Annotated in this window: 22 protein-coding genes and 1 pseudogene; 15 read left to right on the top strand and 8 right to left on the bottom strand. The window is 62.5% G+C overall.

Going from position 1 to position 24,262, the window contains the following annotated elements; translation table 11 throughout:
- Positions 1 to 85 precede the first annotated feature (85 nt).
- Positions 86 to 568 carry a hypothetical protein gene (locus C481_RS07165; RefSeq protein WP_006108492.1) on the top strand — a complete coding sequence of 161 codons (483 nt, stop codon included), beginning with the start codon at positions 86 to 88 and terminating at the stop codon, positions 566 to 568.
- The gene (locus C481_RS07160) at positions 565 to 780 is read left to right on the top strand and encodes a hypothetical protein (RefSeq protein ID WP_006108491.1); all 216 of its coding nucleotides are present in this window, start codon (positions 565 to 567) and stop codon (positions 778 to 780) included. The genes C481_RS07165 and C481_RS07160 overlap by 4 nt, the downstream gene beginning before the upstream one ends.
- 34 nt (positions 781 to 814) lie before the next feature.
- Here C481_RS07160 and C481_RS07155 read toward each other — a convergent pair whose 3' ends face one another.
- On the bottom strand, positions 815 to 1,777 hold the full coding sequence (locus tag C481_RS07155) for a zinc-dependent metalloprotease (RefSeq protein ID WP_006108490.1): 963 nt from the start codon (positions 1,775 to 1,777) through the stop codon (positions 815 to 817).
- Between the two features lie 91 nt (positions 1,778 to 1,868).
- Positions 1,869 to 2,204 carry a hypothetical protein gene (locus tag C481_RS07150; RefSeq protein ID WP_006108489.1) on the bottom strand — a complete coding sequence of 112 codons (336 nt, stop codon included), beginning with the start codon at positions 2,202 to 2,204 and terminating at the stop codon, positions 1,869 to 1,871.
- Positions 2,205 to 2,841: 637 nt separating this feature from the next.
- On the opposite strand from C481_RS07150, the gene C481_RS07145 reads away from it, so the two are divergent.
- The 4 genes from C481_RS07145 to C481_RS07135 all read left to right on the top strand — a co-directional run bounded on the left by C481_RS07145 (position 2,842) and on the right by C481_RS07135 (position 5,616).
- Positions 2,842 to 3,078 (top strand): LSM domain-containing protein, encoded by a 237-nt coding sequence (locus C481_RS07145; protein WP_006108487.1) that lies wholly within the window; start codon positions 2,842 to 2,844, stop codon positions 3,076 to 3,078.
- Complete coding sequence (locus C481_RS21115; protein WP_006108486.1) at positions 3,075 to 3,251, top strand: 50S ribosomal protein L37e; 177 nt, start codon at positions 3,075 to 3,077, stop codon at positions 3,249 to 3,251. Before C481_RS07145 ends, C481_RS21115 begins: the two co-directional genes overlap by 4 nt.
- Positions 3,252 to 3,518: 267 nt before the next feature.
- Positions 3,519 to 4,724 (top strand): threonine synthase, encoded by a 1,206-nt coding sequence (locus C481_RS07140; protein ID WP_049904521.1) that lies wholly within the window; start codon positions 3,519 to 3,521, stop codon positions 4,722 to 4,724.
- Between the two features lie 184 nt (positions 4,725 to 4,908).
- Entirely contained in the window at positions 4,909 to 5,616 is a 708-nt protein-coding gene (locus C481_RS07135; RefSeq protein ID WP_006108484.1) for a phosphoglycerol geranylgeranyltransferase, read from the top strand.
- A gap of 181 nt (positions 5,617 to 5,797) precedes the next feature.
- Here C481_RS07135 and C481_RS07130 read toward each other — a convergent pair whose 3' ends face one another.
- The 3 genes from C481_RS07130 to C481_RS07120 all read right to left on the bottom strand — a co-directional run bounded on the left by C481_RS07130 (position 5,798) and on the right by C481_RS07120 (position 8,162).
- Positions 5,798 to 6,181, bottom strand: coding sequence for an ACT domain-containing protein (locus C481_RS07130; RefSeq protein ID WP_049904520.1), 384 nt, complete (start codon positions 6,179 to 6,181; stop codon positions 5,798 to 5,800).
- Positions 6,182 to 6,524: 343 nt separating this feature from the next.
- Positions 6,525 to 7,379 (bottom strand): SIR2 family NAD-dependent protein deacylase, encoded by an 855-nt coding sequence (locus tag C481_RS07125; RefSeq protein ID WP_049904490.1) that lies wholly within the window; start codon positions 7,377 to 7,379, stop codon positions 6,525 to 6,527.
- A gap of 78 nt (positions 7,380 to 7,457) precedes the next feature.
- Positions 7,458 to 8,162: a helix-turn-helix domain-containing protein gene (locus C481_RS07120; protein WP_006108481.1), complete on the bottom strand. Its 705-nt coding sequence runs from the start codon at positions 8,160 to 8,162 to the stop codon at positions 7,458 to 7,460.
- Positions 8,163 to 8,392: 230 nt separating this feature from the next.
- Between C481_RS07120 and C481_RS07115 the strand changes: the two genes are divergently transcribed.
- Entirely contained in the window at positions 8,393 to 9,739 is a 1,347-nt protein-coding gene (locus C481_RS07115; RefSeq protein ID WP_006108480.1) for a cytochrome P450, read from the top strand.
- 119 nt (positions 9,740 to 9,858) lie between these two features.
- Positions 9,859 to 11,160 (top strand): aspartate--tRNA(Asn) ligase, encoded by a 1,302-nt coding sequence (aspS, locus tag C481_RS07110; protein ID WP_006108479.1) that lies wholly within the window; start codon positions 9,859 to 9,861, stop codon positions 11,158 to 11,160.
- 90 nt (positions 11,161 to 11,250) lie between these two features.
- Here aspS and C481_RS07105 read toward each other — a convergent pair whose 3' ends face one another.
- Both C481_RS07105 and C481_RS22630 read right to left on the bottom strand, forming a co-directional pair.
- Entirely contained in the window at positions 11,251 to 12,171 is a 921-nt protein-coding gene (locus tag C481_RS07105) for a lipase family protein (RefSeq protein ID WP_006108478.1), read from the bottom strand.
- A 149-nt stretch (positions 12,172 to 12,320) separates the two neighbouring features.
- Positions 12,321 to 12,499 (bottom strand): annotated as a pseudogene (locus C481_RS22630) (IS6 family transposase); the annotation flags it as partial.
- A gap of 357 nt (positions 12,500 to 12,856) precedes the next feature.
- On the opposite strand from C481_RS22630, the gene C481_RS07100 reads away from it, so the two are divergent.
- Complete coding sequence (locus tag C481_RS07100; protein WP_006108477.1) at positions 12,857 to 13,612, top strand: hypothetical protein; 756 nt, start codon at positions 12,857 to 12,859, stop codon at positions 13,610 to 13,612.
- 160 nt (positions 13,613 to 13,772) lie between these two features.
- On the opposite strand, the gene C481_RS07095 is transcribed toward C481_RS07100, so the two are convergent.
- Positions 13,773 to 15,110, bottom strand: a complete 1,338-nt coding sequence (locus tag C481_RS07095) for an outer membrane protein assembly factor BamB family protein (RefSeq protein WP_241434669.1) — start codon at positions 15,108 to 15,110, stop codon at positions 13,773 to 13,775.
- Positions 15,111 to 15,677: 567 nt separating this feature from the next.
- Here C481_RS07095 and C481_RS07090 point away from each other — a divergent pair.
- The 6 genes from C481_RS07090 to ggt all read left to right on the top strand — a co-directional run bounded on the left by C481_RS07090 (position 15,678) and on the right by ggt (position 24,236).
- Positions 15,678 to 16,370: a helix-turn-helix domain-containing protein gene (locus C481_RS07090; protein ID WP_241434662.1), complete on the top strand. Its 693-nt coding sequence runs from the start codon at positions 15,678 to 15,680 to the stop codon at positions 16,368 to 16,370.
- Between the two features lie 81 nt (positions 16,371 to 16,451).
- Positions 16,452 to 17,291 (top strand): pantoate kinase, encoded by an 840-nt coding sequence (locus C481_RS07085; protein WP_006108474.1) that lies wholly within the window; start codon positions 16,452 to 16,454, stop codon positions 17,289 to 17,291.
- Positions 17,292 to 17,898: 607 nt separating this feature from the next.
- The gene (locus tag C481_RS07080) at positions 17,899 to 20,829 is read left to right on the top strand and encodes a YegP family protein (protein WP_006108473.1); all 2,931 of its coding nucleotides are present in this window, start codon (positions 17,899 to 17,901) and stop codon (positions 20,827 to 20,829) included.
- Between the two features lie 82 nt (positions 20,830 to 20,911).
- Positions 20,912 to 21,688, top strand: a complete 777-nt coding sequence (locus tag C481_RS07075) for a 4-phosphopantoate--beta-alanine ligase (RefSeq protein WP_006108472.1) — start codon at positions 20,912 to 20,914, stop codon at positions 21,686 to 21,688.
- 172 nt (positions 21,689 to 21,860) lie between these two features.
- A complete protein-coding gene (locus tag C481_RS07070; RefSeq protein WP_394295601.1) occupies positions 21,861 to 22,154 on the top strand; it encodes a HalOD1 output domain-containing protein in 294 nt (97 codons plus the stop codon).
- Positions 22,155 to 22,292: 138 nt separating this feature from the next.
- Entirely contained in the window at positions 22,293 to 24,236 is a 1,944-nt protein-coding gene (gene ggt, locus C481_RS07065; RefSeq protein WP_006108470.1) for a gamma-glutamyltransferase, read from the top strand.
- The last annotated feature ends 26 nt before the right edge of the window (positions 24,237 to 24,262 follow it).

Below are 24,262 nucleotides of genomic sequence, written 5' to 3'. Positions count from 1 at the left end.
ACGGGTCGTCAGCGCCGGCGGCGGATGCCCCGCGGTCGCGTCCGATGCGCCTTTGAGACCGGCCTTCGACAGGACGAGACGAGACATGACCGCGCGCGCTGAGGCCACGATCCGAGACTACTACGACGCGCTTCGTAACGGTGACCCGCTCGTTCCGTACTTTCGGCGGAGCGATTCCACGGTCAAGTTCGCCATCAGCGAGGCGCTGTTCGGTCACGACGACATCGGGGCTGCCCTCCGGGAGCAGACCGAAACGACCGCGGAGTGGACGATCGAGAGTTCACACCTCGTCGTCTCCGAACACGATTCCTGTGCGACGTTCGCCGACGAGGTCACGATGACGTGGACGGACACTGAAACCGGCAAGCGCCGACAGTTCGAGACGCGCTGGAGCGGCACGCTGATTGTGAACTCGGCGACGGGCGATACCGAGACGGACGGAGCGCCTACGGGGACCGAACGCGAGGTTGAGTCCGAGCGTGAGGCGGACGCGGAGACAGAAACGGAAACGACCGAACGCGAGTGGGAATTCGTGTCGATGCACGTGAGTACCGCGGACGAGATATGAGCCGTCGACGCGGACCGCGCTCCGATTCGAGCGATCGGAATCAGCGCCGGCTCAGACAGCTCGGCGCCGCGTTCGTCCTGCTAGTGGGACTGTCGGGCGGCATGATGGCGTTACAGGGCGACGCATCGCTGCTGACCGCTGGAGTGGTGATTCTCGGGTGTCTGGTAGCCGGAAGCGTCCTGTTGTGGTATCTTCACTGGATTGTGCGATAGCCGGCGTCGTCCCGGCATTCGAGTGCCACTCGACTCAGCGTTCGACCCGCTGAATCCACAGCCCCGGCGAATCGAGTTCGTCGTGGGTCGGCAGGTTCTCGGGCCGGTCCCAGACCAGGCTGGCCGTTTCGAGGTCGCGAACGGCGATGACGTGCTCGAAGAACTGCTTGCCGCGTTCGTACTGGCGCTGTTTGAGGCCGAGGCCGAGGAGTCGCCGGAAGAGTTTCTGCAGCGGTCCGCGACCCTGCCGGCGAGCGTCGAGTTTGCGCCGAAGATCCGCGTACTCGTCGTCGAAGGCGTGGTCCATCAAGAGTTCGGCGTAGCCCTCGACGACGGTCATCGCGGCATCGAGGTCGCGGAACGCGTCGCGGTTGAACGAGCCGTCCGAGAGGGCGGCGATGCCCGATTCCATGCGCGCCTCGAGGTGGTCGGAGAGCCACGGCGCGGCGCCGAACTCGGCGGCGTGGGTCACCTCGTGGAAGGCGATCCAGCGCCGGAACCGATCCGAATCGACATCGAGTACGTCGGCGGCGTTAAGGATGTTCGGCCGGACGAAGTACAGCGCGTGGTCGTCGGCGGGCGTCTCCGCGAGCAAGAGCGGGTCGTACTGACCCAGAACGTTGCGGCCGAGAAAGGCAAGAAGAACGGTCATCGTCCCCGTGTTGATCGTCCGAGCAACGCCGGGGAACGTCTCGGTATGGGTTTCGAGCGTTCCCATCACGCGCTCGAAGGTGGCGACGTTGGCGTCGATCCAGTGATGGCGGTTCTGGATCTCGATGGTTTCTGGCACGTCGAACTCGACGTCGGCGGCCGTCTGCACGGCGCTTCGGGCCTCTCGAACGTCGCGGGCGTAGCCCTCTCGCTCGCCGGGGTCGAGTGAGAGCGAACCGGGTTCCGTCGCTGCCTTCGCAGCGTCGGCCGCGGACTGCCAATCGATCACACCGTCCCCGGTCCCGGATGCGCCGGCGACGGTCCGGGCACTACGATAAAGATTCACGGGAGTCAGTACGAGTGGCAGGCGCAAAAGCGTTCGGCTCGGTCCGCTCAGTTGGCGTTCAGTTGACGTTCAGTTGACGTTCAGTTGACGTTCAGTTGACGACGATGTCGGGTTCCGTCTCCGTCTCGTACTCCGGTTCCGTCGCATCGTCGCTGCGGTACTTCTTGACCGCAACACCGGCGGCGACAAGCAACGCGAGTGCAACGAGTGCACCGACGACGTTCGAACTCGAGCCGCCGTCGCCCTCGTCCGGCTCGTCCCCGGCGGCCGCAGCTTCTTCGCGTTCCCTCGCCTCGTCTACGTCCGCGGGTCCGGGTTCGTGCTCTGGTTCGGAATCGCCAAAGGGGAGCGCGTTGCTGATCGCGCCCGGTGCGAACTGGTCGCCGTCGATGTGTAACTCGAGGATCGTGAACTTCTTGTCACCCATGGTCGGCCCCTCAACGAGTGTCCACTTAGCGGTTTGGATCGGACAGAGAACGGCGTGCCGGCGGAGTCGTCTCTAGACGGCCGCGACTCACGGTAGCTCGCCAGTCCGGCCCCGAAGCAGACGCCGAATCCGTCGCCGAGACCGGACTCTTCCCCACCAATCGGCGTTCAGCCAGACGCCGAACTCGCCGGCCGCCGTGATCCGAATCTCGAACCAGTGACACGCTCTCCTATCGGGAGCGTTGGATGTGGGAGCCGCTTTTTCCCGGTCCCGTTCGTCTTCGACCTTCGTCCGGATCGTACTCGACGATGCGGTCGTCACGATGCAAGTTACGGACGACGATGCTCCGCAGGTCGACTTCTCGAGCGGAGTTCGCTACCAACCCGCAGCCGGAGAGCGCGACGGATGCTCCGGTACCAGCGCCGAACAAAACCGTTCTCCGTCTCGTGGCGAGTCTCATCGCCAATATATAAAACATCCATCGAGATTGGATACAACGTGGTTGGAATTATATTTGCGTTCGTACTGGCGCAGAAAGAGAATCGTCCGTAACAGCGCTACCTGGATGGTGTTTCGAACGCGAGAAAGACGGATTCGGACCGGTACGATTAAGTGTCCATCACCTGCGCTCTTTCGTATGAGTGGACGACCGCTTGACGTTCTCGAGGCGTCACTCGGCGAACGAGTTACGGTACGACTCAAGAGTGGCGACGAGTACGTTGGTGAACTCGGCGGCTACGACCAGCATATGAACCTCGTCCTCGAGGATGCGACGAACGCAGCCGACAGTGACGAAACCGATACGGCAACTGCGGAGTCGGTCGAAGACACAACCATTATACGCGGCGATAACGTCGTTTCGATCACTCCATGACTGGTGCAGGAACCCCGAGCCAAGGAAAGAAGAACAAGACGACCCACACCAAGTGTCGTCGCTGCGGAGAGAAGTCCTACCACACGAAAAAGAAGGTTTGTTCCTCGTGTGGCTTCGGCAAGTCGGCAAAGCGACGTGACTACGAGTGGCAGTCGAAAACCGGCGACAACTGAGTCGCGCCGCCGCGATACTCGATCGCTGATGTCGCTCTAATCGCACTTTGTACTTGTGGCTGCCGAATAGGCCACACGAAACCACCGTTCTCACACTGATCCAGCGTTTGCGAGTTCACTGCGCACTTCCATCGCCGGACGGGAAAGCCATTAGTCTCACGCGCCGAACGCTTGAGTATGACGACTGAGACGGACCCCGATCGCGATTCGGATGCAGAGACGGACGGGAAGCCAGCCACGGACGGCAATGCGGGGACGGACACCGGTATCGAAACGACGGCCGCCTTTACCGGCCTCGACTGTCGCGACTGTGGCACCCATTTTGACCCCGACGAGGCGACCCACCGGTGTCCCAACGCCGACTGCGACGGCATCCTCGATCCGACCTACGACTACGACGCTCTCGGCGCTACACTCGATCGCGAGACGGTCGCCTCGCGTCCCTTCGAGTCGCTGTGGCGCTACGAGGAACTGCTGCCGTTCACCCGCAATGGTGCCGTCTCGATGGACGAGGGCGCGACGCCGCTCGTCGACTGCCCGAAACTGGCGGACGAGATGGGCGTCGAACGCGTGCTCATCAAAGACGAGGGCCGGAATCCGACGGGAACGTTCAAGGACCGCGGCCAGACCCTCGCCGTCACCGCCGCACTGCGACACGGCGCGACCGACGTAGCTCTGGCCTCCGCGGGCAACGCCGGCCAGTCGGCCTCGGCCTACGCCGGCCGCGCCGGACTCGACTCTCACATCTATCTGCCCTCGCGCTCCGGCTTTACGAACAAGGCGATGGTCAACGTCCACGGCGGCGACATGAACGTCGTGGGCGGCCGGATCGACGCCGCCGGTGCCGCCTTCGAGGAAGGCCTCGCCGACCACGACGAGTGGTACCCCCTTCAGACGTTCGTCACCCCCTACCGCCACGAGGGCAAGAAGACGATGTACTACGAACTCGTGGAACAACTGGACTGGGAGGTTCCCGACGCGATCTGTTACCCCACCGGCGGGGGCGTCGGCCTCGTCGGCATGTACAAGGCCGCCCAGGAGTTCACCGAACTCGGACTCACCGATGAACTCCCCGGCTTCTACGCGGCCCAGTCGGCGGGCTGTGCGCCGATCGTCGAGGCCTACAACGAGGGCTGGGATGAACACGAACCGGTCGAGACGCCGGATACGATCTGCGGCGGGATCGAAATTCCCGATCCCGGCGCGAGTTCGTGGATCCTCGAGGCGATCCGCGAGAGCGACGGCGGCGCGGTGGCGACGGACGACACGGAGATTCTGGACGCGGCGACGCAGGTCGCCCAGCACGAAGGCCTCGAGATGGTTCCGACCGCCGCGGCGGCGGCCAGTGGCGCGTGGGAACTCGCAGAGCGCGGCGAGTTCAGCGGCGACGAGACGGTCGTCATCCTCAATACGGGGACGGGGAACAAGGAGGCGGACGTGTTGCGCAGTCACCTGATGAGCCAAGGGATCTGAGTAGAGGACCAACTGCAACGGGTCACACGTCGATCCCGTAGCCGTCGTTCGATTCAGGGTGTAGTGACTTGCGGTGACTACTATAGTGGGTATCGGGCGGCTGCGGTACGGTCTCGCGTACCAGCATTCGCCGCGCCTTGACCGTTTCGTAGCGTTTTTCCCGACTCTCGGGAAACGGGGCGGTATGACTACTGCTCCACCCTGGGACGAGTGGAACCACATTCTCAAGATCGATCCCGATAAGGACCTCCCCGAGGGTGTTACCTACGGCGATCTCTGCGCGACCGGCACCGATGCGATCGAAGTCGGCGGGACGATGGGTATCACCGAGGAGAACATGGAAGCCGTCGTCGAGGCGTGTGCCGAACACGACGTGCCGCTCTATCAGGAGCCGTCGAGTCCCGACGTGGTCATCGACAATCGGGCGCTCGAGGGTTACCTTATCCCGACGGTCTTCAATGCCGGGTCGCCGTTCTGGATCACCGGTGCGCACAAGGAGTGGGTTCGCCTCGACAATGGCCTCGACTGGGACCGGACGACGACCGAGGCGTACATCGTGATGAACCCCGAGGCTGACGTGGCCACCTACACCGAGGCTGACTGCGATCTCTCGGCCGAGGACGTCGGCGCGTACGCCGAGGTCGCCGAGCGGATGTTCGGCCAGGAAATCGTCTACGTCGAGTATTCAGGGATGCTCGGTGACGAGAACGTCGTCCAGGCCGCCGGGGACGCGGTCGACGACGCGACGCTGTTCTACGGCGGCGGCATCCACGACTACGAGTCGGCCCACTCGATGGCCCGGTACGCGGACGTGATCGTCGTCGGCGACCTCGCTCACGACGAGGGCGTCGAGGCGGTTCGCGAGACGGTGGAAGCGGCGTCAGACGCCTAATCCGAACAGTAGATGGAGTACGGTTTCGTTATTCAGAGTTCGCGCTGGAACTCCTGTTCAGTATAGGTCGAGTAGTTACCGGAGCAACAATTTATCCCACCGGTACCTGTCAAGAACAGCGCGCTAACTGTAGAGGGTGAGTTCAGTGTAAAGGTACCGTTTGGTTCACTAATGGTCGCTATTAGTTAGTGACGTCACAACCCAATTGTTCAAGTTGCGGGACAGCAGCATCGAGGTTGTTCTCTTTTACGAATACGTGGTCAGTCGTGTACGACGAGAGGACAAATACCGAGACATCTGTCTCAGCAAGCGCTGTCGCAACTGTCGCCAGAAATCCAACGAGTTCGAACGGCAAATTCATCTCGAACGTCAGGCGTTTCCACCCGGACTCGACCGCACTGGCATCGATGCTACTGACATCATCGTGTTCGACGACCACTGTCGTCTCAGTTTCGTCCTCGATGGTTGCAAACGCAGCGAGATGGCCCTGATCGGTCCGGCAGACTGCATATGTTTCCTCCGATATCCTGACTGTACTTCCCTGAAGAAATTCGGTCGGGTCCATGCAGACGGTGACTGCTCGGTGAGTGAAAAAATGCGCCACCATCGGTCGAACCTTTGGTACGAGTTTCGCCTGGTCTTTCGGCTCAGATAGAACTTGCTCCGCTCGAGACCGAAGAAAACTTCGCTTATCTGAAAACCCGGTTGAAATCGATTATCTATTCCTCTCCGTGACGATATGCGCTCTGTAGTCAGTATCCTTCCGTAGATGTCACGCGTATCTGAGAGAATCTACGACGCTCAATAAGCGCACGTAGTTATCGAATCGGATGCTTCAGTTTCGTACCCGGTTCTGAATACCAAAACCGGATTGCCAACTACTGCTCATCGATCCTCGGTTTCGTCGCTTACGCTGACCCCTGTACGGACCCCGACAACTCGACCAGTTCCTGTAACCGTGGCAACGCCGTCGTTACGCCCTCCCGTAAACAGCTGTCCGCCGCGCTGTCGACCGGCGTCGACTCGAGGTTGATGATCCCCACCGTCGCCCCGTTCGAAGCCGCGATCCGCGGCAGCGACGCCGCCGGTTCGACGACCAGCGAGGAGCCGATGGCCAGAAACACGTCGCTCTCGCGGGCGAGCGACCGCGACCGCTGGAGGACCGTCTCCGGTAGTCGTTCGCCGAAAAGCACCACGTCCGGCTTGTAAGTGCCGCCACAGTCGCACGTCGGCGGGAGTTCACCGTCTTCGGCCCGCTCGACGATCGGCTCCATCGGCTCCCGACGCCCGCAATCGGAACACCGAACCCGTCGCGCGTTGCCGTGGAGTTCGAGAATCGTCTCGCGCGCGCCGAACTCGGCGGCCGCTTCGGCGCTCTCACCGCCGTCACTGCTGCTGTCGTGATCGCCGTCGTCTCCCCCAGCATCGGCCGCCGCTTTCGCGTGTAAGCCGTCGGTATTCTGCGTGACAATCGCCTCGAGATGCTCGTTGCGGTTCAGTTCGGCGAGGGCGTCGTGGGCCGCGTTTGGGTCGTATTCCTCGCCGAACATCGTTCGGTGGAGTTCGACTCGATCCGCCCAGAACCCGGCAGGGTCGCGCTGGAACCGATCGTAAGTGAACTGTCCCTCGTCGAACGCCTCCCAGACGCCGTCGTCGCCGCGGAAGGTCGGCACGCCCGAAGGCGCAGAGATCCCCGCGCCGGTGAACGCGACCGCGGTCTCCGCGGTTCGAAGGTCGGCTGCGAGCCGCTCGAGTTCAGCCATCCCAGACATACTGTGGCGGTTGGGTTCGAACGGCAAAAACGGGATCGGAGTGGGCTGACCGAACGTGACGGATGGGGCTTACTGTCGTCTCGGTCGGGCGTACGCGGCAGCTAACTTCGATTCGATCCGCTGGATGTGTTCGCCGACGGTTCCCGCGGCGAGGTCGAGTTCGTCGGCGAGGTCGCGCTGTGTCGTCTGTCGGGGAACCTCGTAGTAGCCCTCGTTCCACGCTAGTTCGAAGAGTTCTCGCTGGCGGTCGGTGAGGACGGGGGACCCACCGGGTGCCCCGCGTGGTCGGGTGTCGCGATCCGGGTTCGGGTCGTAGTCGCCGAGCCGCCGGACATCGAGGGCGACGCCGTCGGGGAGATCCGCGGCCGCGCGTTGGATCGCCCGATCCGTGCCGATGACCGTGAGTTCGAGGGCGCGTCCGCTTCCTGCGTCGACGACGGACAGCGGCCAGTCGACGACGAGTTCGTGAGTCCGCAGGATCGACAGGAGGTCGCCGACGGGGCCGACGGTCCGACGCTGGACGTAGGCGACGCCGTGCGTGCCGTCGCCGGCGATGTCGAATTCGAGGGCTTCCGGTGTCGCCTCGAGCAGCGTCCGGGCGCGCTCGAGGTCGCCTCGGAGTTCGAGCAGTTCGACGTATCGGTCGTCGTCTTCGGAGACGGGATTGAGGTACCGAATCGCCTCGATCGAGATGGCCTCGCTGCGACCGAGGGGTCCGTCACTGGGGTCGGGGTGGCCGTCGTTCCAGGAGAGCGTGACCGTCGCGTATCTCATGGGTGGTTCCTCCGAGATACTCGGACACCGGCTTCCAAGACGGATTCTGAGACGGCTTTCGAGACGGGAGTATATCGGATGCGGTCGGTCCCCGTCGCTCGGATATCGCGTCGAACCGCGCTCGTCCGTCGGTGGACAGGCATACGTGACTCATCTTGGCCCGTCCATAAGTACACCGAGCATGCTCGGGCGCAGGCATAGGCGCGGTGGGCTCGTTGTGTACGATACAGATGAGCAGCGAACCATCCGCGGTCACGGACGACCACCCTCCAGGCCCCGACGGCCTCCCGCTCGTCGGCAATCAACTCGCGTTTCTCCGCCATCCCTACGAGTTCATGACGGAGACGGCCCGCGAGTACGGTGATATCGCCTACTGGGAGGACCCGACCGGACCGGTCTATCAACTCAACCACCCCGACTATATCGAGCAGGTGCTCGTGCAGAACAACCAGCACTACGTCAAGGGCGCCCGGTTCCAGAACGTTCTGGGGCCGGCGACGGGCAACGGGATTTTGAACAGCGAAGGAGCGGTCTGGCGTCGCAATCGCCACCTCATCCAGCCCGCGTTCAGGCCCGATCGCATCGAGGAGTACGCCTCGATGATGACCGAGTTCACCGAGGAGAAACGCGAGACGTGGAACGAGGGCGAGACCCGTCCGTTCCACGAGGACATGATGGAGGTCACGCTGAAGATCGTCGCCCGGGCCCTGTTCGGCGTCGATATCGACGACGATGTCGAGACCGTCGGCTCGGCGCTCGACGAGTTCATGCTGGCGACCGAGAGTCTCTCGCACATGATGCTCCCGCCGCGGGTGCCGACGCCCTCGCGACGGCGCATTCAGCGCGCACGGGAGTCTCTCGACGCCGTCGTCTATCGGATGATCGAGGAGCGGCGGGCGAACCCGACCGACCGGGACGTGATCTCGAAGTTACTCGAGGTGACCGACGAGGACGGGACCAAACTCTCGGACGAGCAGATCCGCGACGAGGTCGTGACGCTGCTGCTCGCCGGTCACGAGACGACGGCGCTCTCGCTGACGTTTACGGCGTACCTCCTCGCGACGAACCCGGCGGCCGAGGAGCGCCTCGTCGACGAACTCGACGACGTGCTCGGCGGCGAGACGCCGACGATGGCGGATCTGGACGACCTCACGTACACGGAACAGGTCGTCGAGGAATCGATGCGGCTGTACCCGCCGGTGCCGGGCATCGTCCGCGAACCGGCCAAGCCGGACATCATCGGCGGCTACGAGATCGAACCCGGCGCGACGGTCCGCATGCACCAGTGGGTGGTCCACCGCGACCCGCGGTGGTACGACGACCCGCTCGCCTTCCGGCCGGCGCGCTGGACCGACGATCTGAAGCAGTCACTCCCCAAACTCGCGTACTTCCCGTTCGCGGCCGGCCCCCGCCGGTGTATCGGCGATCGCTTCGCGATGCTCGAAGCCCGACTGCTGCTCGCGACGATCTACCAGGACTACCACCTCGAACTCGTTCCGGGCACCGAACTCGATCTGATGGCGACGATCACCGCGCGCCCGAAGGACGAAATCCCGATGACGGTCCGCGAACGGTAACTGCGGGAGCGTGAACCGTCGGCAGGATCGGGGACGCGACCTCTCGCCGCCGACCGTCACACCCCGGACGGCGGGTCGGAACGATTGCGCTTAAGTTGCGGCGACGGGAACCGGGTGGTATGCAGGACAGAACCTACACTGCCGACGCCGAGCCGGGCGACGACGCGACGGTCGCCGGCTGGGTGCACGAGATCCGTGACCTCGGCGGAATCGCCTTCCTGATTCTCCGAGACGCCACCGGAAAGATCCAGATCAAGTTCGAGAAAGACGAGATGGACGACGACCTCGTCGAAACCGGGCTGGGCGTCTCCCGCGAGAGCGTCGTGAGCGTCTCCGGAGCCGTCGAAGAGGAACCGCGCGCGCCGACGGGCGTCGAAGTCGTTCCCGAATCGGTCGACGTCATCTCCGCCGCCGACCCCGAACTGCCGCTCGACCCCTCGGGCAAGGTCGACGCCGATCTCTCGACGCGACTCGACAACCGCACGCTCGACCTGCGCAAGGACGAGGTCCAGGCCGTCTTCGAGATCCGGGCCGAGATCCTGCGCGCCGCCCGCGAGCGGTTCCGCGAGTTCCACTGCACCGAGATCAACACGCCGAAGATCGTCGCCACCGGAACCGAGGGCGGCACCGAACTCTTCCCGATCACCTACTTCGGCGAGGAGGCGTTCATGAACCAGTCGCCCCAGCTGTTCAAGCAGCTGATCGCCGGCTCGAACGTCGAGCGCGTCTTCGAGATCGGTCCCATCTTCCGCGCCGAGGAACACAACACGCCGCGGCACTTAAACGAGGCCACCTCGATCGACTTCGAGGGCGCGTTCTGCGACCAGAACGACGCGATGGACGTCGCCGAGGGCGTCGTCAAGGCCGCCTACGAGGCCGTCGCCGAGAACTGCGGCGACGAACTCGAGGCGCTCGGCCTCGCCGAGGACTTTTCGGTTCCGGAGGGCGACTTCCCCCGGCTCAGCTACGAGGAGGCCATCGAACGCATCAACGCCACTGGCGAACTCGACGAACAGCTCGTCTGGGGCGACGACCTGCCGACCGAGGGTGAGAAGGCCCTCGGCGACGACGTTGGCGGTCACTACTTCATCACCGACTGGCCGAGCGAGATCAAGCCGTTCTACATCATGGACCACGGCGACGAAGAACTCTCGACCGGCTTCGACCTGATGCACCCGCGCATGGAACTCGTCTCGGGCGGCCAGCGCGAGCACCGTCACGAACACCTCATCGAAGGATTCGAACAGCAGGGTCTCGACCCCGACCAGTTCGAGTACTACACGAAGATGTTCAAGTACGGCATGCCGCCCCACGCCGGCTTCGGACTCGGCGGCGAGCGCCTGATCATGACGATTCTCGGACTCGATAACATCCGAGAAGCGGTCCTCTTCCCGCGGGATCGTCAACGTCTGAGCCCGTAAGGGCGACGAGGTTGAAAGTCTCCGTCAGTCAGGGGAAGACGTCGTCTCGCCGTCTTCGATGACGATAGGTGTCGAACGGCGGGATACTAGCTACCACCAACCGCCGTCATCATCGTCGCTATCGTCATCGTCGTCGGTACCGTCACAGCTCCCACTCAGGATTGCATCGGCGAGATCGGACCCGACAGCCGAGTCGCCGAGGTACGCGAGGTGGCTGCCGACGCTTGCGGTGACGTCGATATCCGTGTAGTTCGCGGCCGGCGAGCAGCCCGCGCCTTCGGTTCCGAGCGCCGTATCGCCGAAGCCGCCGTAGGCACCGCCGACCGTCGAGTCGTTCTCGGAGTGGTAGTTGCGGACCTCGCAGGCGTTGTCGAGGCCATCGTTCCACGGCGAACCGCAAACCTCGGAGCCGTCGGCGGCTGCACCCAACGGAGCGACCGTCTCCAGTTCGTAGCCGGCGCTCAGTTTGTCCGCCGTCCAGAGTACGCACCGTCCGCCGAGGGAGTGGCCGACGAGACGGATGTTCCCGCCGCCGTCGTCGTAGAACTCTTCGGCGAGCTCGGCGGCGACTTCGCCCACGTCTTCGGTGTCCGCCTCCGCGCCGAAGTAGTTGGCCGTGCTCGCGGGCCACTCGAGGGCGACGCTCTCGTCGGGCGAGAAGCCGCCGGATTGGATCGACTGGAGCACGTCGTCGGCCTGACTGCGGGCGGTCGAATCGCCGAACCAGCCGTGGATGAAGACGAACAGCTCGTCCGCGACGGGGAGGCTTCCGTCGGCGCTCCACCCGAACAGTCCCTCGTCGATTTCGATGACGTCGATGTCCCAAGGCGCTGCCGTTGCTGTCGTCGTCGTTGCGGACAGTCCCGCTGCCCCCGCGACCGTCGCGCCGGTCGCCGCGAGGAGCGATCGCCGTGTCGTCGCCGTCGATTCCGTTTCCGCCGTCGCCCGCCGATCGCGGGTCGTCGGTGTCGATGCGTCTCTGCTCGCACTGTGGCTGTTATTTTCTGCCATATCGCAAGCAAACGATCGGCGTACGCGAGCAAAGATTCAATTCTTCACGAACGAACTCATTTATATACGGGACGGAACGATCCGATAACGAGTTCCGTCACCGCCGTTGCGTCCGTTCACTCGGGTCGTGTTTGGTTTGTAGCAGTATGCTAGACAGTGAATGCTTGGAGCCACGATTCTGTGGTCACTGATCTTGCGTAGACGAAGCAGTTTGAAACCAAGGAGGTTCGTCGCTTTATCCCTTGAAAGGCACGTTCGACAACGTTCCTATTTCTCCATTTTCGTGTCGAAATCGGAGCCTTCGTCGCTGGAGTGCTGTTTGAAGATGAGCACTATATAATCAGACAACTACTGTATTAGATGGATCAACTCTTACAACCTTGTAGGATTTTATTAGCGCCTATTAGCCTTCCTAATAGACCGTTCCTGAAGAATGACGGACGGTTGGCTCCTCGTACTGTATCTGCTCTACCAACCAGTGCAGAAGCCCGCCCCTCAGAGTGCTTTCAATCGGGTATTTGCCCACGGATATCACGCTGAAGAAGGGAGAGGAGAGGATAAGCAGTGTCACTACTACTCAAAATCGATGGACTGGCCACAGTCAGATGTTCCGTTGGAACAAGCACTTTCCGAGTTGGAAAACCATGGCGGATATATCCGGTTTGGATGAACGGTATCAGAGAATATGACTGATGCGAGTGAGTTACGAGACTTCGTCAACCGGGCCGCCGACGCCGAAAAAGCTGAGACCGGTCGTCTACCAGATACTGTCGATGGTGGCCGTGGCGGTGCGAGAGACATCATTCTCTCGTATCTCGACATTGGCGAGATCGACGAGGCACGCACATGGGCTACCGAAGCAGCACCGAATTACCTCCAATATGCACGATTCGTCGCAGAAGATAGGTTTGATTCATCCGATCCACCGAGTTCACTCACTGCAAAGCCCTGGACTGATGCACTCACAGCGATGCAATTAGCGACGTTCGCGGCTGATAACGACGTTCTCCTCGAAACGGCAGAGGATGTCTACGAATGGGCATCTCTTCCGTTTCTCAAGGAGTGTCGTGGATGGGAGACAACACTGACCATCGATGCAGTGGCAGCGCTCGCAGCGCTCGTTCTCGGCGAGGCTCATAGTGATTACATCGAATCAGCCCAGTCAAAGTTCGACTCGTTGGACGATCAATCGGCCTATGCAAAACGAAATCTGAATCTGGTGTCAGCAGTGAGGGGTACCGCGAATAACGATGTCGAACAGGTTGTGGATGCCTGCCGAGGTCTAGATGACTTTCACGAGACCCTTGACATATACGAATCAATTCCAATGGAACTCGTGAACATTCACGCCTGCTTTTGCGTAGTCTTTGCTTGCCACCGTGGCCTTGATGTCACGTACACAAGCGATTACGTCCCCGTGTCAGTCGTCTCCTACGACTGATCCATTATCAGTTGTGTTCCCCGGCCGCTGAGAGTTCCTATCACGCCAAAAACAGCCGCGACAGCGATTTCGAAGTCGACTGGCTATCGCGCTCGGATATCGGCCCGGAGGACACCGAGTGTACACTGGGAACCCGGGGTTTCCGATACGGACGTCCGTCCTAGCAGTTCGCTTCGTCTTCGGTGTTCCCGCCCGAGTTCTCGTCTGTTCCGCTATCCTCGATCGAGTCGTCATCTGTTCCACCGTCTTCGTTCGAGCGCTCTACACCTGCATCCAGCGCGTGCACCGTTGCGCGATCGGCTGAAACGAAGACGGTCCCGTCCGCGAACCTCGGCCCGCCAACGTCGCTATCGGCGATGAAGTTCCACTTTTCGTCGCCGGTGGCCGTATCCAGCGCGTTCAACCGATAAGCGTCCTCAAAGTCCGTATCAGTTCTGCTGACGACGAAGAGGGTATCCTCGATGACGGTTATCGGTGAGAGCAACAGATTACCGGCGAGGAAACACCACAGTTCCGTGCCCGTCTCCGCATCCACCGCGTGAACGACGCCGTCGTCGCCATTCCCAAGCGCAGTTCCGACGAAGAGCGTGCCATCCGCCTCGGTCACCGTATTGACCGAATTGTCGGCCTCGAATTGCCACTTTTCTTCGCCTGAAGCCGCGTCAACGGCGTACAGACTGGCGCACGTGGGATAGTCAGAACACGCGTCCGACCCGGCAAAGAGCGTGTCGTCGATCACGGTTACGAACTCGAGCGTCGGGCTTTCGAGACCGGGCTCCGGATTCAGCGTGAATCGCCAGCGTTCGTCGCCGGTGGCTGCGTCCAGCGCGGAAACGTAGTACTGGAGTTCGGAGTTAGTCGGCTGTTCAATGTCACTGCTGAATGCCCCGAGGAACAGCGTGCCATCGACCACCGACAACCCGGTCGTTACCCGAGTCCCTACGTCGGCGCGCCACTCTTCCTCGCCGGTAGCCACGTCCACGGCGAACACGTTCCCGTCAGCATCAGCGACGTAGAGTGTGCCGGTGGCCGTCTCGGCGAAGAAGTCCGTTCTGGGGTTTGTTTCTACGCCGTAGCCCACCTCGAACTGCCATCGTTGTTCTCCGGTGGCCGCGTCCACCGCGTAGACGCAAAATTGTGATGGGATGAAGACGGTGTTCTCCGCAACGTGTATCGGTGCAACTGTATCCTCGTACTCGTCGAACTGCCACTTCTGTTCGCCCGTGTTCGCGTCGAGCGCGTACACCGAGGTACCCTTTCCGTCCCCTCCTTCCTGACCGGAGGGATCGTTAGTCGTAGCAAAGACGGTGCCATCGACCACGATCGGCGGATTGTGAAATCTCGTGTCGTCGACACCGAATTGCCACTCTTCGTCGCCCGTCGATGCGGACAGTGCATGAACAGCATCGGGGTTACTCACGAAGAGGGAACCATCCGCTACGGATGACAAGGAAGGACCACGAAGGAATTCCGAATTAGTGAAATCGACTCGCCACAGTTCTTCACCCGCACTCGACTCCGTGCTCTCATTACTTTCGCCACTAGTGGCTATTCCAGTTCCGATCCCCGAAAGGAGGCACGCACCTGCAGCACCGTGCAGGAATCCGCGACGACGAGTTGATTGGAACGATTGCTCTTCGAGTGGATTACTGTCGTGTTCATCCATACCCTCGCAGAAAGAGCAATCGAGGTTAATTATACTGTCCGTAGACAATTTCATTATACCAATCATCTCCACAGAACTCCTGTCAGATCCAGAACGACCGAAATTTCCCTTCAGTGTCAGGGATCCCAGCAACGCACGATGTATTCGAAATCGGTCGATGGGCACACAGCGCCGGGCCCTTCAACGTAAGAGGAGTGTTGTACGGATCGATGGAATTAGTCGTCTTCTATCTGATACGGGAGAAACGGGTTCGTATTTAGTTACGGCCGGAGGATGAGGCGGGTAGATTTTTAGCTGTTCCATGGCGAAAACCCTCCCGCCTCACTGTTCACGCTTAACGAATCACCGCCTTCACTCGCTTCGGAACGTTTTTACCAATGGTTATTGTCCTCTGGCTACATGAAGAGAGTGACATATGTTGTCACTCCACGGGAAAGGTACTTCGATCCGACGGAACTCCGCTTTCGGGCGAACGGGGTGACCCTCGAGGCGATCCACGAGGTAGACATCCTTACGGACGGGACGATAACGGTGTTTCTCGAGGTGACGGGTGAGGTATCAGCGGTTCGTCGGTCCTTCGATGAGGACCTGCCGCGCCTGGTGGACTGCGAGATCATCGACACCGATCAAACGATGATGGTCCAACTCCGCTACCAGCCGACCGAGTTCAACCGCGCGATTCTCGAACCCCATCGGAATTACGCGGTCTTGGTGCAGTATCCGATGGAGTTCGTCGATCCGGAGCGCTCGTCGCTGCAGGTGACGGTCGCGGGGCCGAGCGGGGACGTACAGCAACTCGTCGCCGAGACCCGCGACCTCGCCGATCTCACCGTCGAAACCGTTACGGAGTACGATCACACCGCCAGTCGACAGTTTCACGAACTCACGACCCGCCAGCGCGAGGTCTTGCTCACCGCCTACGAGTGCGGCTATTACGAGGTTCCACGGGAGGCGACCTACGAGGATATCGCGGCGAAACTGGACTGTTCTGCGAGTTCAGTTGGGCAGACGCTGCGGCGGATCGAGTCCAGGCTCGTCACCGTGACCGTCTCGAATCGGACGGGGGTGCAAACGAAGACGAGAGACGTGTGATAGCAGTAACAAAACCGCCTGTAGGGCCACAGCGTGGCTCGAATCCGCAACGTTATACTCCCCGAGTCGCAAGGGACGCCAATGCGCGAGGAGGCGACGGCGTTCGTACCAGGGCACATTACGGGCTTTTTCAGCGCGCACCCGGCCGACGATCCGACGAAAGCGGGATCGCGCGGTGCCGGATTGACGCTGACCGACGGGGTGACGGTGACGGTCGAACCGGTCTCCGAGGAGGCATCGGAGTCGATCGTCATTCTCGACGGCGAAATGATCGACATCGAACCGGTCGAAACCGTGCTCGAGACGCTCGGCGTCGTTGCCCGCGTTGAGGCCGAATCCGACCTCCCGCTGGGTGCCGGCTTCGGCGTCTCGGGTGCGATGGCACTCGGCACCGCACTCGCAGCAAACCGTGTTTTCGAGTGCAAGCTCTCGCGAAACGAACTCGTAGCGGTCGCCCACGGTGCAGAGGTCCAGGCCGGCACCGGGTTGGGCGATGTCGTCGCGCAGGCTCACGGCGGCATTCCGATCCGTCTCGAGCCGGGGAGCCCACAGGAGAACAAACTCGACGCCATCCCCACGCGAGCGCGCGTCGAATACGTGTCGTTCGGTGAACTCTCGACGGCGGACGTGCTCGCGGGCGAAACGGAGCAACTGACGACCGCGGGCAAGGAGGCGCTCTCGCGGGTCGTCGAGGAACCGACGCTCCTCTCGTTTATGTACGCCTCGCGGCTGTTCGCCCGCGAAGCGGAGTTGCTGACCGACCAGGTCGCAAAGGCGATTGGCGACGTGACCGACGAGAACGGCCAGGCGTCGATGGCGATGCTCGGCGAGACGGTCTTTGCGCTCGGGACGGGACTCTCGGCGGCGGGATACGAACCGTCGGTCTGTGCGACCCATCCCGCGGGTGCGTTACTGAAGTAGTGGACCTGCCATCGACGCGCGACGGACGATGACGACAGCCCGAGCGCAATCGAACTCGTCGACAAAACGGATCGAGAAGCGGTCGACCGTCTCCGTTCTCCCTGAAAGTACGCGGTGATATCCTCCGACCGTAATCGGATGAACCGAACGCGGGCGAGGCGTCGTAACCGCACTGGGTGGACTCGTCGTTGTGCCTGAACTCGCGGCGCTTCTTCCGGATCGCTTTCGGACCGAAGATCGCAGAGCGACGCCCGCGAGTTCGCCGTCGGAATAAGGAGGGACAGGTGGTGCTATCGACGCAGGGCGAAGACGATCCGTAGTACCGTCCCTGGCCCCGAAAAACAAGGTGTGTTGACATGATTGGGGCGGCGACCATGGTAAAAGATGTGATATGTTCGCGAACAAGTTGGGGTAATACTGTTTCAAGCGCCCCATTCGAATCACAGACACGGCTGGAAGCAGCAATCGTGGGTGATCTGACAGTCTCTTCTAAAAATCAAAGTTGAAACCGTTGTCGGCCGGTTTATCTGTATAATTATATGTCTGTCGTGTGTCCGATGGCCAGAGGTTTATTATGGTGGGTTTCCGTGTTCCGGTCACATTTCGAATGTCTTCGATCAGTGACCTTCACCACAAACTGTATCGGTTGTACGAACGCTACGTCGGGGAGCCCGACTCGACGAAGGATGTGTACGGCTACTGGGTATTCATCGTCGGATACGTCGTCGCGATTGCGGGCGTCACGACGTTTATCGCCGGCTACGCGGCCGAGATCAATGCGTATGGGATCATCCGCGCCTCCGGGGTCATCGCCGCGACGGGGCTTGCCCTCTGTCTCTTCGGTATTGTCCTGATGCTGCCCGTTCGAAAACGGGGGATTCAGGCGAGCGGTATCGGACTGGTTATCGCGTTCGTCGGCGTCGGATTCTTCGGCTGGGCGTATCCCTACAACTGGCGGAACCTCGGAACCGACTACAGCGTGCAGGTTATTCTCGTCTACACGCTCGGTATCGGGATCATCGCGGGCGTTACCGCACTCGTCCCGGTGCTGACCGGTCGCAAGGGGATGTTCGTCACGGAGGAAGGCGAAACGGAGGAACCGCCGATACTCACCGGCGACGCCCTCGAAGGTGCACAGTTCGCCGTCTTCCGGGACGAAAACGGCGACTGGAAGTGGCACGTGCTCCACCTCGAAGCGCTGGCAGAGAGCAACGAGAGCGCCGTCACACGCCCCAAGGCAACGGAAGGAATCGAACGCGTCCAGTCCCAGATCAGCTCGGCCGGGCTGATGGAACTGACGACCTCCGCGTTCCGACTGTACGAGGACCGCGACGGCTCCTGGCAGTGGACGCTCGCTCGCGACGACGGCAGCGTCGTCGGCACCTGCGCCGGCGAGTTCAGCGAGCGCGACGGTGCCGAGGAGTCGGTGAGTTTCCTCAAGGATCGCGGTCCGGAGGCGGACGTGATCGAGATCGAGGGGGCGGCGTTTACCTACGCCCAAGAGCGCGATCAGTGGTACTGGCAACTGGTTAATGACGAGCGCGTGCCGCTTGCCGCCGGCGAGGACGGCTACGGCACCCAGGAGAGCGCCGAACAGGCCGCACGGACGTTCGCCGAGCAGTTCGATCAAGCGCGACTGCTCGACATCGAACACGTCGGCGCCGAACTCTACGAGCAAAACGGCAACTGGACGTGGCGGTTCGTCGACGACCAGGATACGACGCTGGCCGCCTGTACCGACGAGTTCGACGCGCGGCGGGATGCGGAGGAGGCGGCCGGTGCGTTGCTTTCGACGCTCGATTCGGCGTCGGTAACGGTGGCCGGCGAGCCGACTTACGAACGCTATCAGACGGGCGAGGAGTGGCGCTGGCGGCTCGTCGACGAGGCCGAACATATCGTCGCACAGAGTCCGGCGGCCGCCGAGACGGAGGCAGACGCCGCACACGAGACCGATACGTTCGGCGAACACGCCCGCGACGCCGACGTCGTCGAGATCGACGACGCGGAGTACGAAATTTACCCCGCTCCCGACCGCGAGCTCACGTACGACGAGGACGACAGTCTGCCCGCGACGGCGAGCGAGGGGAGTACGCTGGTGTCGACGGACGGCGGAACGACGACAGCCGACGGCGAGGCCGACGCCGACGCGACCGACGGTCCGGACTGGAACTGGCGGCTCGTCACCGAGGATCGCGATGTGATCGCCGCAAGCACCGAACGCCACCACGACACCGAAACGGCGACCGAGGCGATCGAGCGCGTTCGCGATCAAGCGAGCGAAGCCGATCTCATCGAGTTCGACGAGGCGGCGTTCCAGGTCTACGAAGCGGACTCCGGCGAGTGGCGCTGGCGGCTGATCGACGAGGACGGGAACGTGCTCGCCGACAGCGGCGCGGAACACACCTCGCGCGGCGAGGCCGCCGAGGCGATGATGACGCTCAAAGAACAGGCTCCCGACGCCGAACTCTTAGAGATCGAAACCGCCGCGTTCGAACTCTTCGTCAACGAGGACGACGAGTGGGGATGGCGGCTGATCGACGAGGCCGGCAAACTCGTCGCCGAGGACCCGGAGACCCACCCGACTCGCGCCGCCGCCCGAGAGGCGATGAACCGCCTGCTCGAACACCTCGATTCGGACGTGCGGACGATGGACGAGGCCATCTTCCAGACCTACGCATCCGAGGACTGGCACTGGCGATTCGTGCTTCCGTCCGGCGAAACCGTCGCCGTCGCCGGCGATACCGCCGCGACGCGAGACGAACTCGTCGACACGCTTCCCGACGTTCGCGAGTCGGCGGCATCCGCACAGGCTTACACGATCGGCGACGTGACGGTCCAGCTCTACGAGAACGGCGACTGGAGCTTCCGGCTGCTCGATCGCGACCGCAACGAAATCGCCGACGCGACGGGTACCTACGCGAAGCGAGAGGCCGTGCTTGCGACCGTCGACACGCTCACGGCCAACGCCGCCGATGCGCCGATCTTTACGATCGAGGACGCGGCGATCCGACTCACCGACGAGGACGGCTGGTCCTGGGAGCTGGTCGACCGCGAGCGCACCGTCTTCGCGAGTTCAACCGACACCGCGTCGAGTCGGGAGGCGCTTTACTCCCAGGTCGAGACGGTTCGCCAGCTCGCACCGATGGCCGGCCGCGTCGACTTCGACGTCGCGTCGTTCGAACTCGTCGCGGACGAGGACGACCGCTGGCAGTGGCGGCTGATCGACGAGGACGGGCGCACGGTTGCGACCGGCTCCGAAATGCACGAATCGAGCGAGTCGGCGCGCGAGGCGCTCGAAAACGTGCGCGAGCTGATCGAGGCGGCGAGCATCCTCGAGATCGACAGCGTTTCCTTCGAGTTGCACACGGCGGACGACGAAGACGGAGAAACGGACGGCTGGGTCTGGCGGTTGGTCGACGAGTTCGGGTCGACGATGGCCGAGAGCACCCAGACCTACGAGTCTCGGACCGACGCTCGCGAAGCGATGAACGACGTGAAAGCGGAGGCCCCGGAGGGCTGGATCACCTTCACGGAGTAGCGAGCGAGAGCGACGGGGGGAGAGAATCGGTCGATGCGAACGGATCGGGCCGCTTTTTATCGATGCAATCGGATGGTCGATCGTGAGCGATTACGATACCGTTTCGGCTGATGTCGAACACGAGGAGGAGATCCCGGCGGACCATCCCCGATATCAGGATCTGCTCACTCGCCACCGGATCGAAACCGGCATCGAGAAGGGCATCACCCACCTCCAGGGAATGCACGCCGAGGGTCGGGGGAGCGCCTTCGATTACCTGCTCGGCGAGGAGACGATTCCGAGCGCCGATACAGCGGAGCGAGCGGCGGCCGCACACCTCCTGCTCGCCGACCAGCCCGTCCTCTCGATCAACGGGAACGTCGCCGCGCTCGTCCCCGGCGAGATGGTCGACCTCGCGTCGGCGGTCGGTGCCGATCTCGAGGTGAACCTCTTCAACCGAACCCCAGAGCGAGTCGAGGCCATCGCCGAGCACCTGCGCGAGCACGGGGCTGACGAGGTGAAAGGACTGACGGCGGACGCTCGCATCCCGAAGCTCGATCACCAGCGCGCGAAGGTGGACGCCGACGGTATCTACGCTGCTGACGTGGTTCTCGTTCCCCTCGAAGACGGCGACCGCGCGGAAGCCCTGCAGGAGATGGACAAAACCGAGATCGTGATCGACCTCAATCCCCTCTCGCGCTCGCCGCAGGTCGCGGCGGTGCCGATCGTCGACAACATCATCAGAGCCGTGCCGAACATGACCGAGCACGCGCGTGACCTGGCGGATGCTGACGAGGCCGAACTCCGGTCGATCGTCGACGAGTTCGATCGGGAACAGGTGCTTGAGGACGCCGAAGCGCGCATTCGAAACGGCCTCTGACTCTGACTCGCCGGTTCGACTGGTCCGCGCTGGTTGTCTCCGAGACCGGAATCGAGCGGCAGTACGACGGATACTGCACGAATGCGAGAAGAGCGCGAAAGTGTCGTCTCAACTGGACATGCAATGGCCAGTTAAACGGTTACGGTCGCAGCCAAAAATGGCACTGGTACCGATGAGCGAAATTATCGGTTCCCCCGGAAGCTCCGACGAGATACTCGCGAGACGAACACTCGACACCGAGCAGGACGCACCCGCAACCCAGATCGTTGTAGCGATTGCTGAACTCGAAAACACCGGGCCGACTGAACTCCCACCGATATACAACTGTATCGACGACCTGATTGCAAACCTCTTTTCATCACCACCACCCGGAGAAGCCGACGCGAACATTACGTTCACGTACCAGGGGTACCGGATTCACGTCCAGCAAAACGGCAAAATGACGATCCTGCAGTCGACATCGTAATCCGGTTCCGTGGGGTTGTTGGTCGAGGCAGTACTGAGCCCAGCAGGCTTCACCATGCGAATCACGAGAGACGCTATCGGTGACGTTCACCACAACGATTATTATTGGAAATGATGAACGGTTTCTGGGATTCAACCGATGACGAACGACCAGCCCTCACGTGGAGTCGAGACCGGCGAAGATCGAGACAGCGCCACAGCGGACAAAATTGACCGACAGGCGACGCGGCGCGGCTCGCTCAGCCGCCGGTCGCTACTGGCTCGGACCGGTATCGCTGCCGGGGCGCTCGCGGCCGGTCCGGCGGCGATCCCGGCGGCTGCCGACGCGACGGATGTCACCGACGTTCCGGGATTCAGCTGCGACAAGCGTCACTTTCGGTGCGGACGGCAGGTCACCGCGGCGGGCGGCATGGTTTCGAGCGTCGATCCGATCGCCTCGGGCGTTGCAGCGACGATCCTCCGGGAGGGCGGGAACGCGATCGACGCGGCCATCGCGCTGCAGTACGTGCTGACTGTCACGCAGCCACACGGGTCTGGAATCGGCGGCGGCGGATTCATGGTCATCTACGACGCGGCGGACGACGAGTTCAGCGTCGTCAACAGTCGCGAGCGCGCGCCACACGGCGCGACGGCGGACATGTTCCTCGACGAGGACGGCGATCCGATCCCGTTCGACGCGCGGGTTCAGATGGGAGAGGCGGTCGGCGTGCCGGGGACCGTGTCGGGTCTCGAGACGGCGCGCGAACGACACGGCTCGCGCCCGCGCCAGCGGCTGATCACGCCCGCGATCAAGTTGGCGTGGAACGGGTTTTCCATAGACGAGTTCCTGGCGGCGCAGATCGAGTCGAACTGGGAAAAGTTCAACGACGCGGCGAGGGAGGCCTACTCGGACGAGAACGGAGAGCCGCTTTCGGCGGGCGACACGTACGTCAATAAGGATCTAGCGGAGACGCTCCTCTGGATCAAGTACCTCGGTGCGGCGGGCTTCTACGAGGGACCCGTCGCGGCCGATCTCGCGGCGACGGTGCAGGAAGCGGGCGGGAGTATGACGACGGACGACCTCGCCGCGTACGACGCCGTGGTCGAGGACCCGGTGCGAGCGGAGTGGGGCGACGTGGAGATCGTCGGTCAGCCCCTCCCGAGTTCGGGACCGAGCGCGGTGACCATGATACTCAAACTGCTCGAAGAGCTCGATCTCGGGGCGTACGATCGGGACTCTCCCGAGGCGTACCATCTCGTCGCCGAGGCGATACGATTGACCTGGGCCGATCGAAACGAGTACATGGGCGATCCGGAGTTCGTCGACGTTCCGATCGACGGACTACTCGACGACGACTACCTGTCGGGGCGCGCCGCGCAGGTGTCGATCGGGGAGACGCTCGCGGATTACGGGGCCGGCGAGTGCGTCGATCCCGGCGTTCCGCCGGGGGCGGGAGACCAGCCCGCCGCGCCCGCCTCGACCTACTTCCCGGGGTCGACGACGCACTTTTCGGTCGTCGACGCGGACGGAAACGCCGTCTCGTACACGTCGACGATCGAGCAGTTCATGGGCTCGGGGATGATGGTGCCGGGTCGGGGCTTCATGCTCAATAACGAACTGACGGACTTCGATGCCGTCCCCGGTGGCCCGAACGAAGTCGAGCCGTGGAAGCGGCCGCTGAGCAGCATGAGTCCGACGATGGTGGTCCGCGACGGCGTCCCCGAGTTCACCGTCGGCTCGCCGGGCGGGTGGACGATCGTCTCCGCGACGGTGCAGACGATCCTGCACCGCTACGTCTACGGGCTCGACCCGCTCGAGTCGATCACCGAGCCGACGATCTACACCGGCGAGTGTCTCGACATCTCGTGGGACGCGGGCGTGCCGGACCACGTCCGCGAGACGACCGCGGACTGGGGACAGGTCTGGGAGAACTCGTCCGAGATGTTAGGGAACGTCCAGGCGATCGATATCGACGCCGGTAGCGACGACCTGACGGGCGCGGCCGATCCGAACCGCAACGGGCAGGCGGTCGGGCTCGTGGAGATGGGGCCCTGGAATGGCGCTGCGGGCGGGAAGGACGACAAAGGCGGGAAGCCGGAGTAGCGACTGCCCGTCCGAACAGGCACCCG

Origin of the sequence: Natrialba asiatica DSM 12278, assembly GCF_000337555.1 — an archaeon.
GTDB lineage: Archaea > Halobacteriota > Halobacteria > Halobacteriales > Natrialbaceae > Natrialba > Natrialba asiatica.
Note: the sequence above shows the minus strand (reverse complement) of the source record. Positions and strands in the feature narration are given on the sequence as shown.

Excerpts from the sequence above, each read along its gene's own strand:
- C481_RS07165 (WP_006108492.1), top strand. The coding sequence starts at position 86 with ATGACCGCGCGCGCTGAGGCCACGATCCGAGACTACTACGACGCGCTT.
- C481_RS07160 (WP_006108491.1), top strand. The coding sequence starts at position 565 with ATGAGCCGTCGACGCGGACCGCGCTCCGATTCGAGCGATCGGAATCAG.
- C481_RS07150 (WP_006108489.1), bottom strand. The coding sequence starts at position 2,204 with ATGGGTGACAAGAAGTTCACGATCCTCGAGTTACACATCGACGGCGAC.
- C481_RS07145 (WP_006108487.1), top strand. The coding sequence starts at position 2,842 with ATGAGTGGACGACCGCTTGACGTTCTCGAGGCGTCACTCGGCGAACGA.
- C481_RS21115 (WP_006108486.1), top strand. The coding sequence starts at position 3,075 with ATGACTGGTGCAGGAACCCCGAGCCAAGGAAAGAAGAACAAGACGACC.
- C481_RS07135 (WP_006108484.1), top strand. The coding sequence starts at position 4,909 with ATGACTACTGCTCCACCCTGGGACGAGTGGAACCACATTCTCAAGATC.
- C481_RS07130 (WP_049904520.1), bottom strand. The coding sequence starts at position 6,181 with ATGGACCCGACCGAATTTCTTCAGGGAAGTACAGTCAGGATATCGGAG.
- C481_RS07125 (WP_049904490.1), bottom strand. The coding sequence starts at position 7,379 with ATGGCTGAACTCGAGCGGCTCGCAGCCGACCTTCGAACCGCGGAGACC.
- C481_RS07120 (WP_006108481.1), bottom strand. The coding sequence starts at position 8,162 with ATGAGATACGCGACGGTCACGCTCTCCTGGAACGACGGCCACCCCGAC.
- C481_RS07115 (WP_006108480.1), top strand. The coding sequence starts at position 8,393 with ATGAGCAGCGAACCATCCGCGGTCACGGACGACCACCCTCCAGGCCCC.
- aspS (WP_006108479.1), top strand. The coding sequence starts at position 9,859 with ATGCAGGACAGAACCTACACTGCCGACGCCGAGCCGGGCGACGACGCG.
- C481_RS07105 (WP_006108478.1), bottom strand. The coding sequence starts at position 12,171 with ATGGCAGAAAATAACAGCCACAGTGCGAGCAGAGACGCATCGACACCG.
- C481_RS07100 (WP_006108477.1), top strand. The coding sequence starts at position 12,857 with ATGACTGATGCGAGTGAGTTACGAGACTTCGTCAACCGGGCCGCCGAC.
- C481_RS07090 (WP_241434662.1), top strand. The coding sequence starts at position 15,678 with ATGAAGAGAGTGACATATGTTGTCACTCCACGGGAAAGGTACTTCGAT.
- C481_RS07085 (WP_006108474.1), top strand. The coding sequence starts at position 16,452 with ATGCGCGAGGAGGCGACGGCGTTCGTACCAGGGCACATTACGGGCTTT.
- C481_RS07080 (WP_006108473.1), top strand. The coding sequence starts at position 17,899 with ATGTCTTCGATCAGTGACCTTCACCACAAACTGTATCGGTTGTACGAA.
- C481_RS07070 (WP_394295601.1), top strand. The coding sequence starts at position 21,861 with ATGAGCGAAATTATCGGTTCCCCCGGAAGCTCCGACGAGATACTCGCG.
- ggt (WP_006108470.1), top strand. The coding sequence starts at position 22,293 with ATGACGAACGACCAGCCCTCACGTGGAGTCGAGACCGGCGAAGATCGA.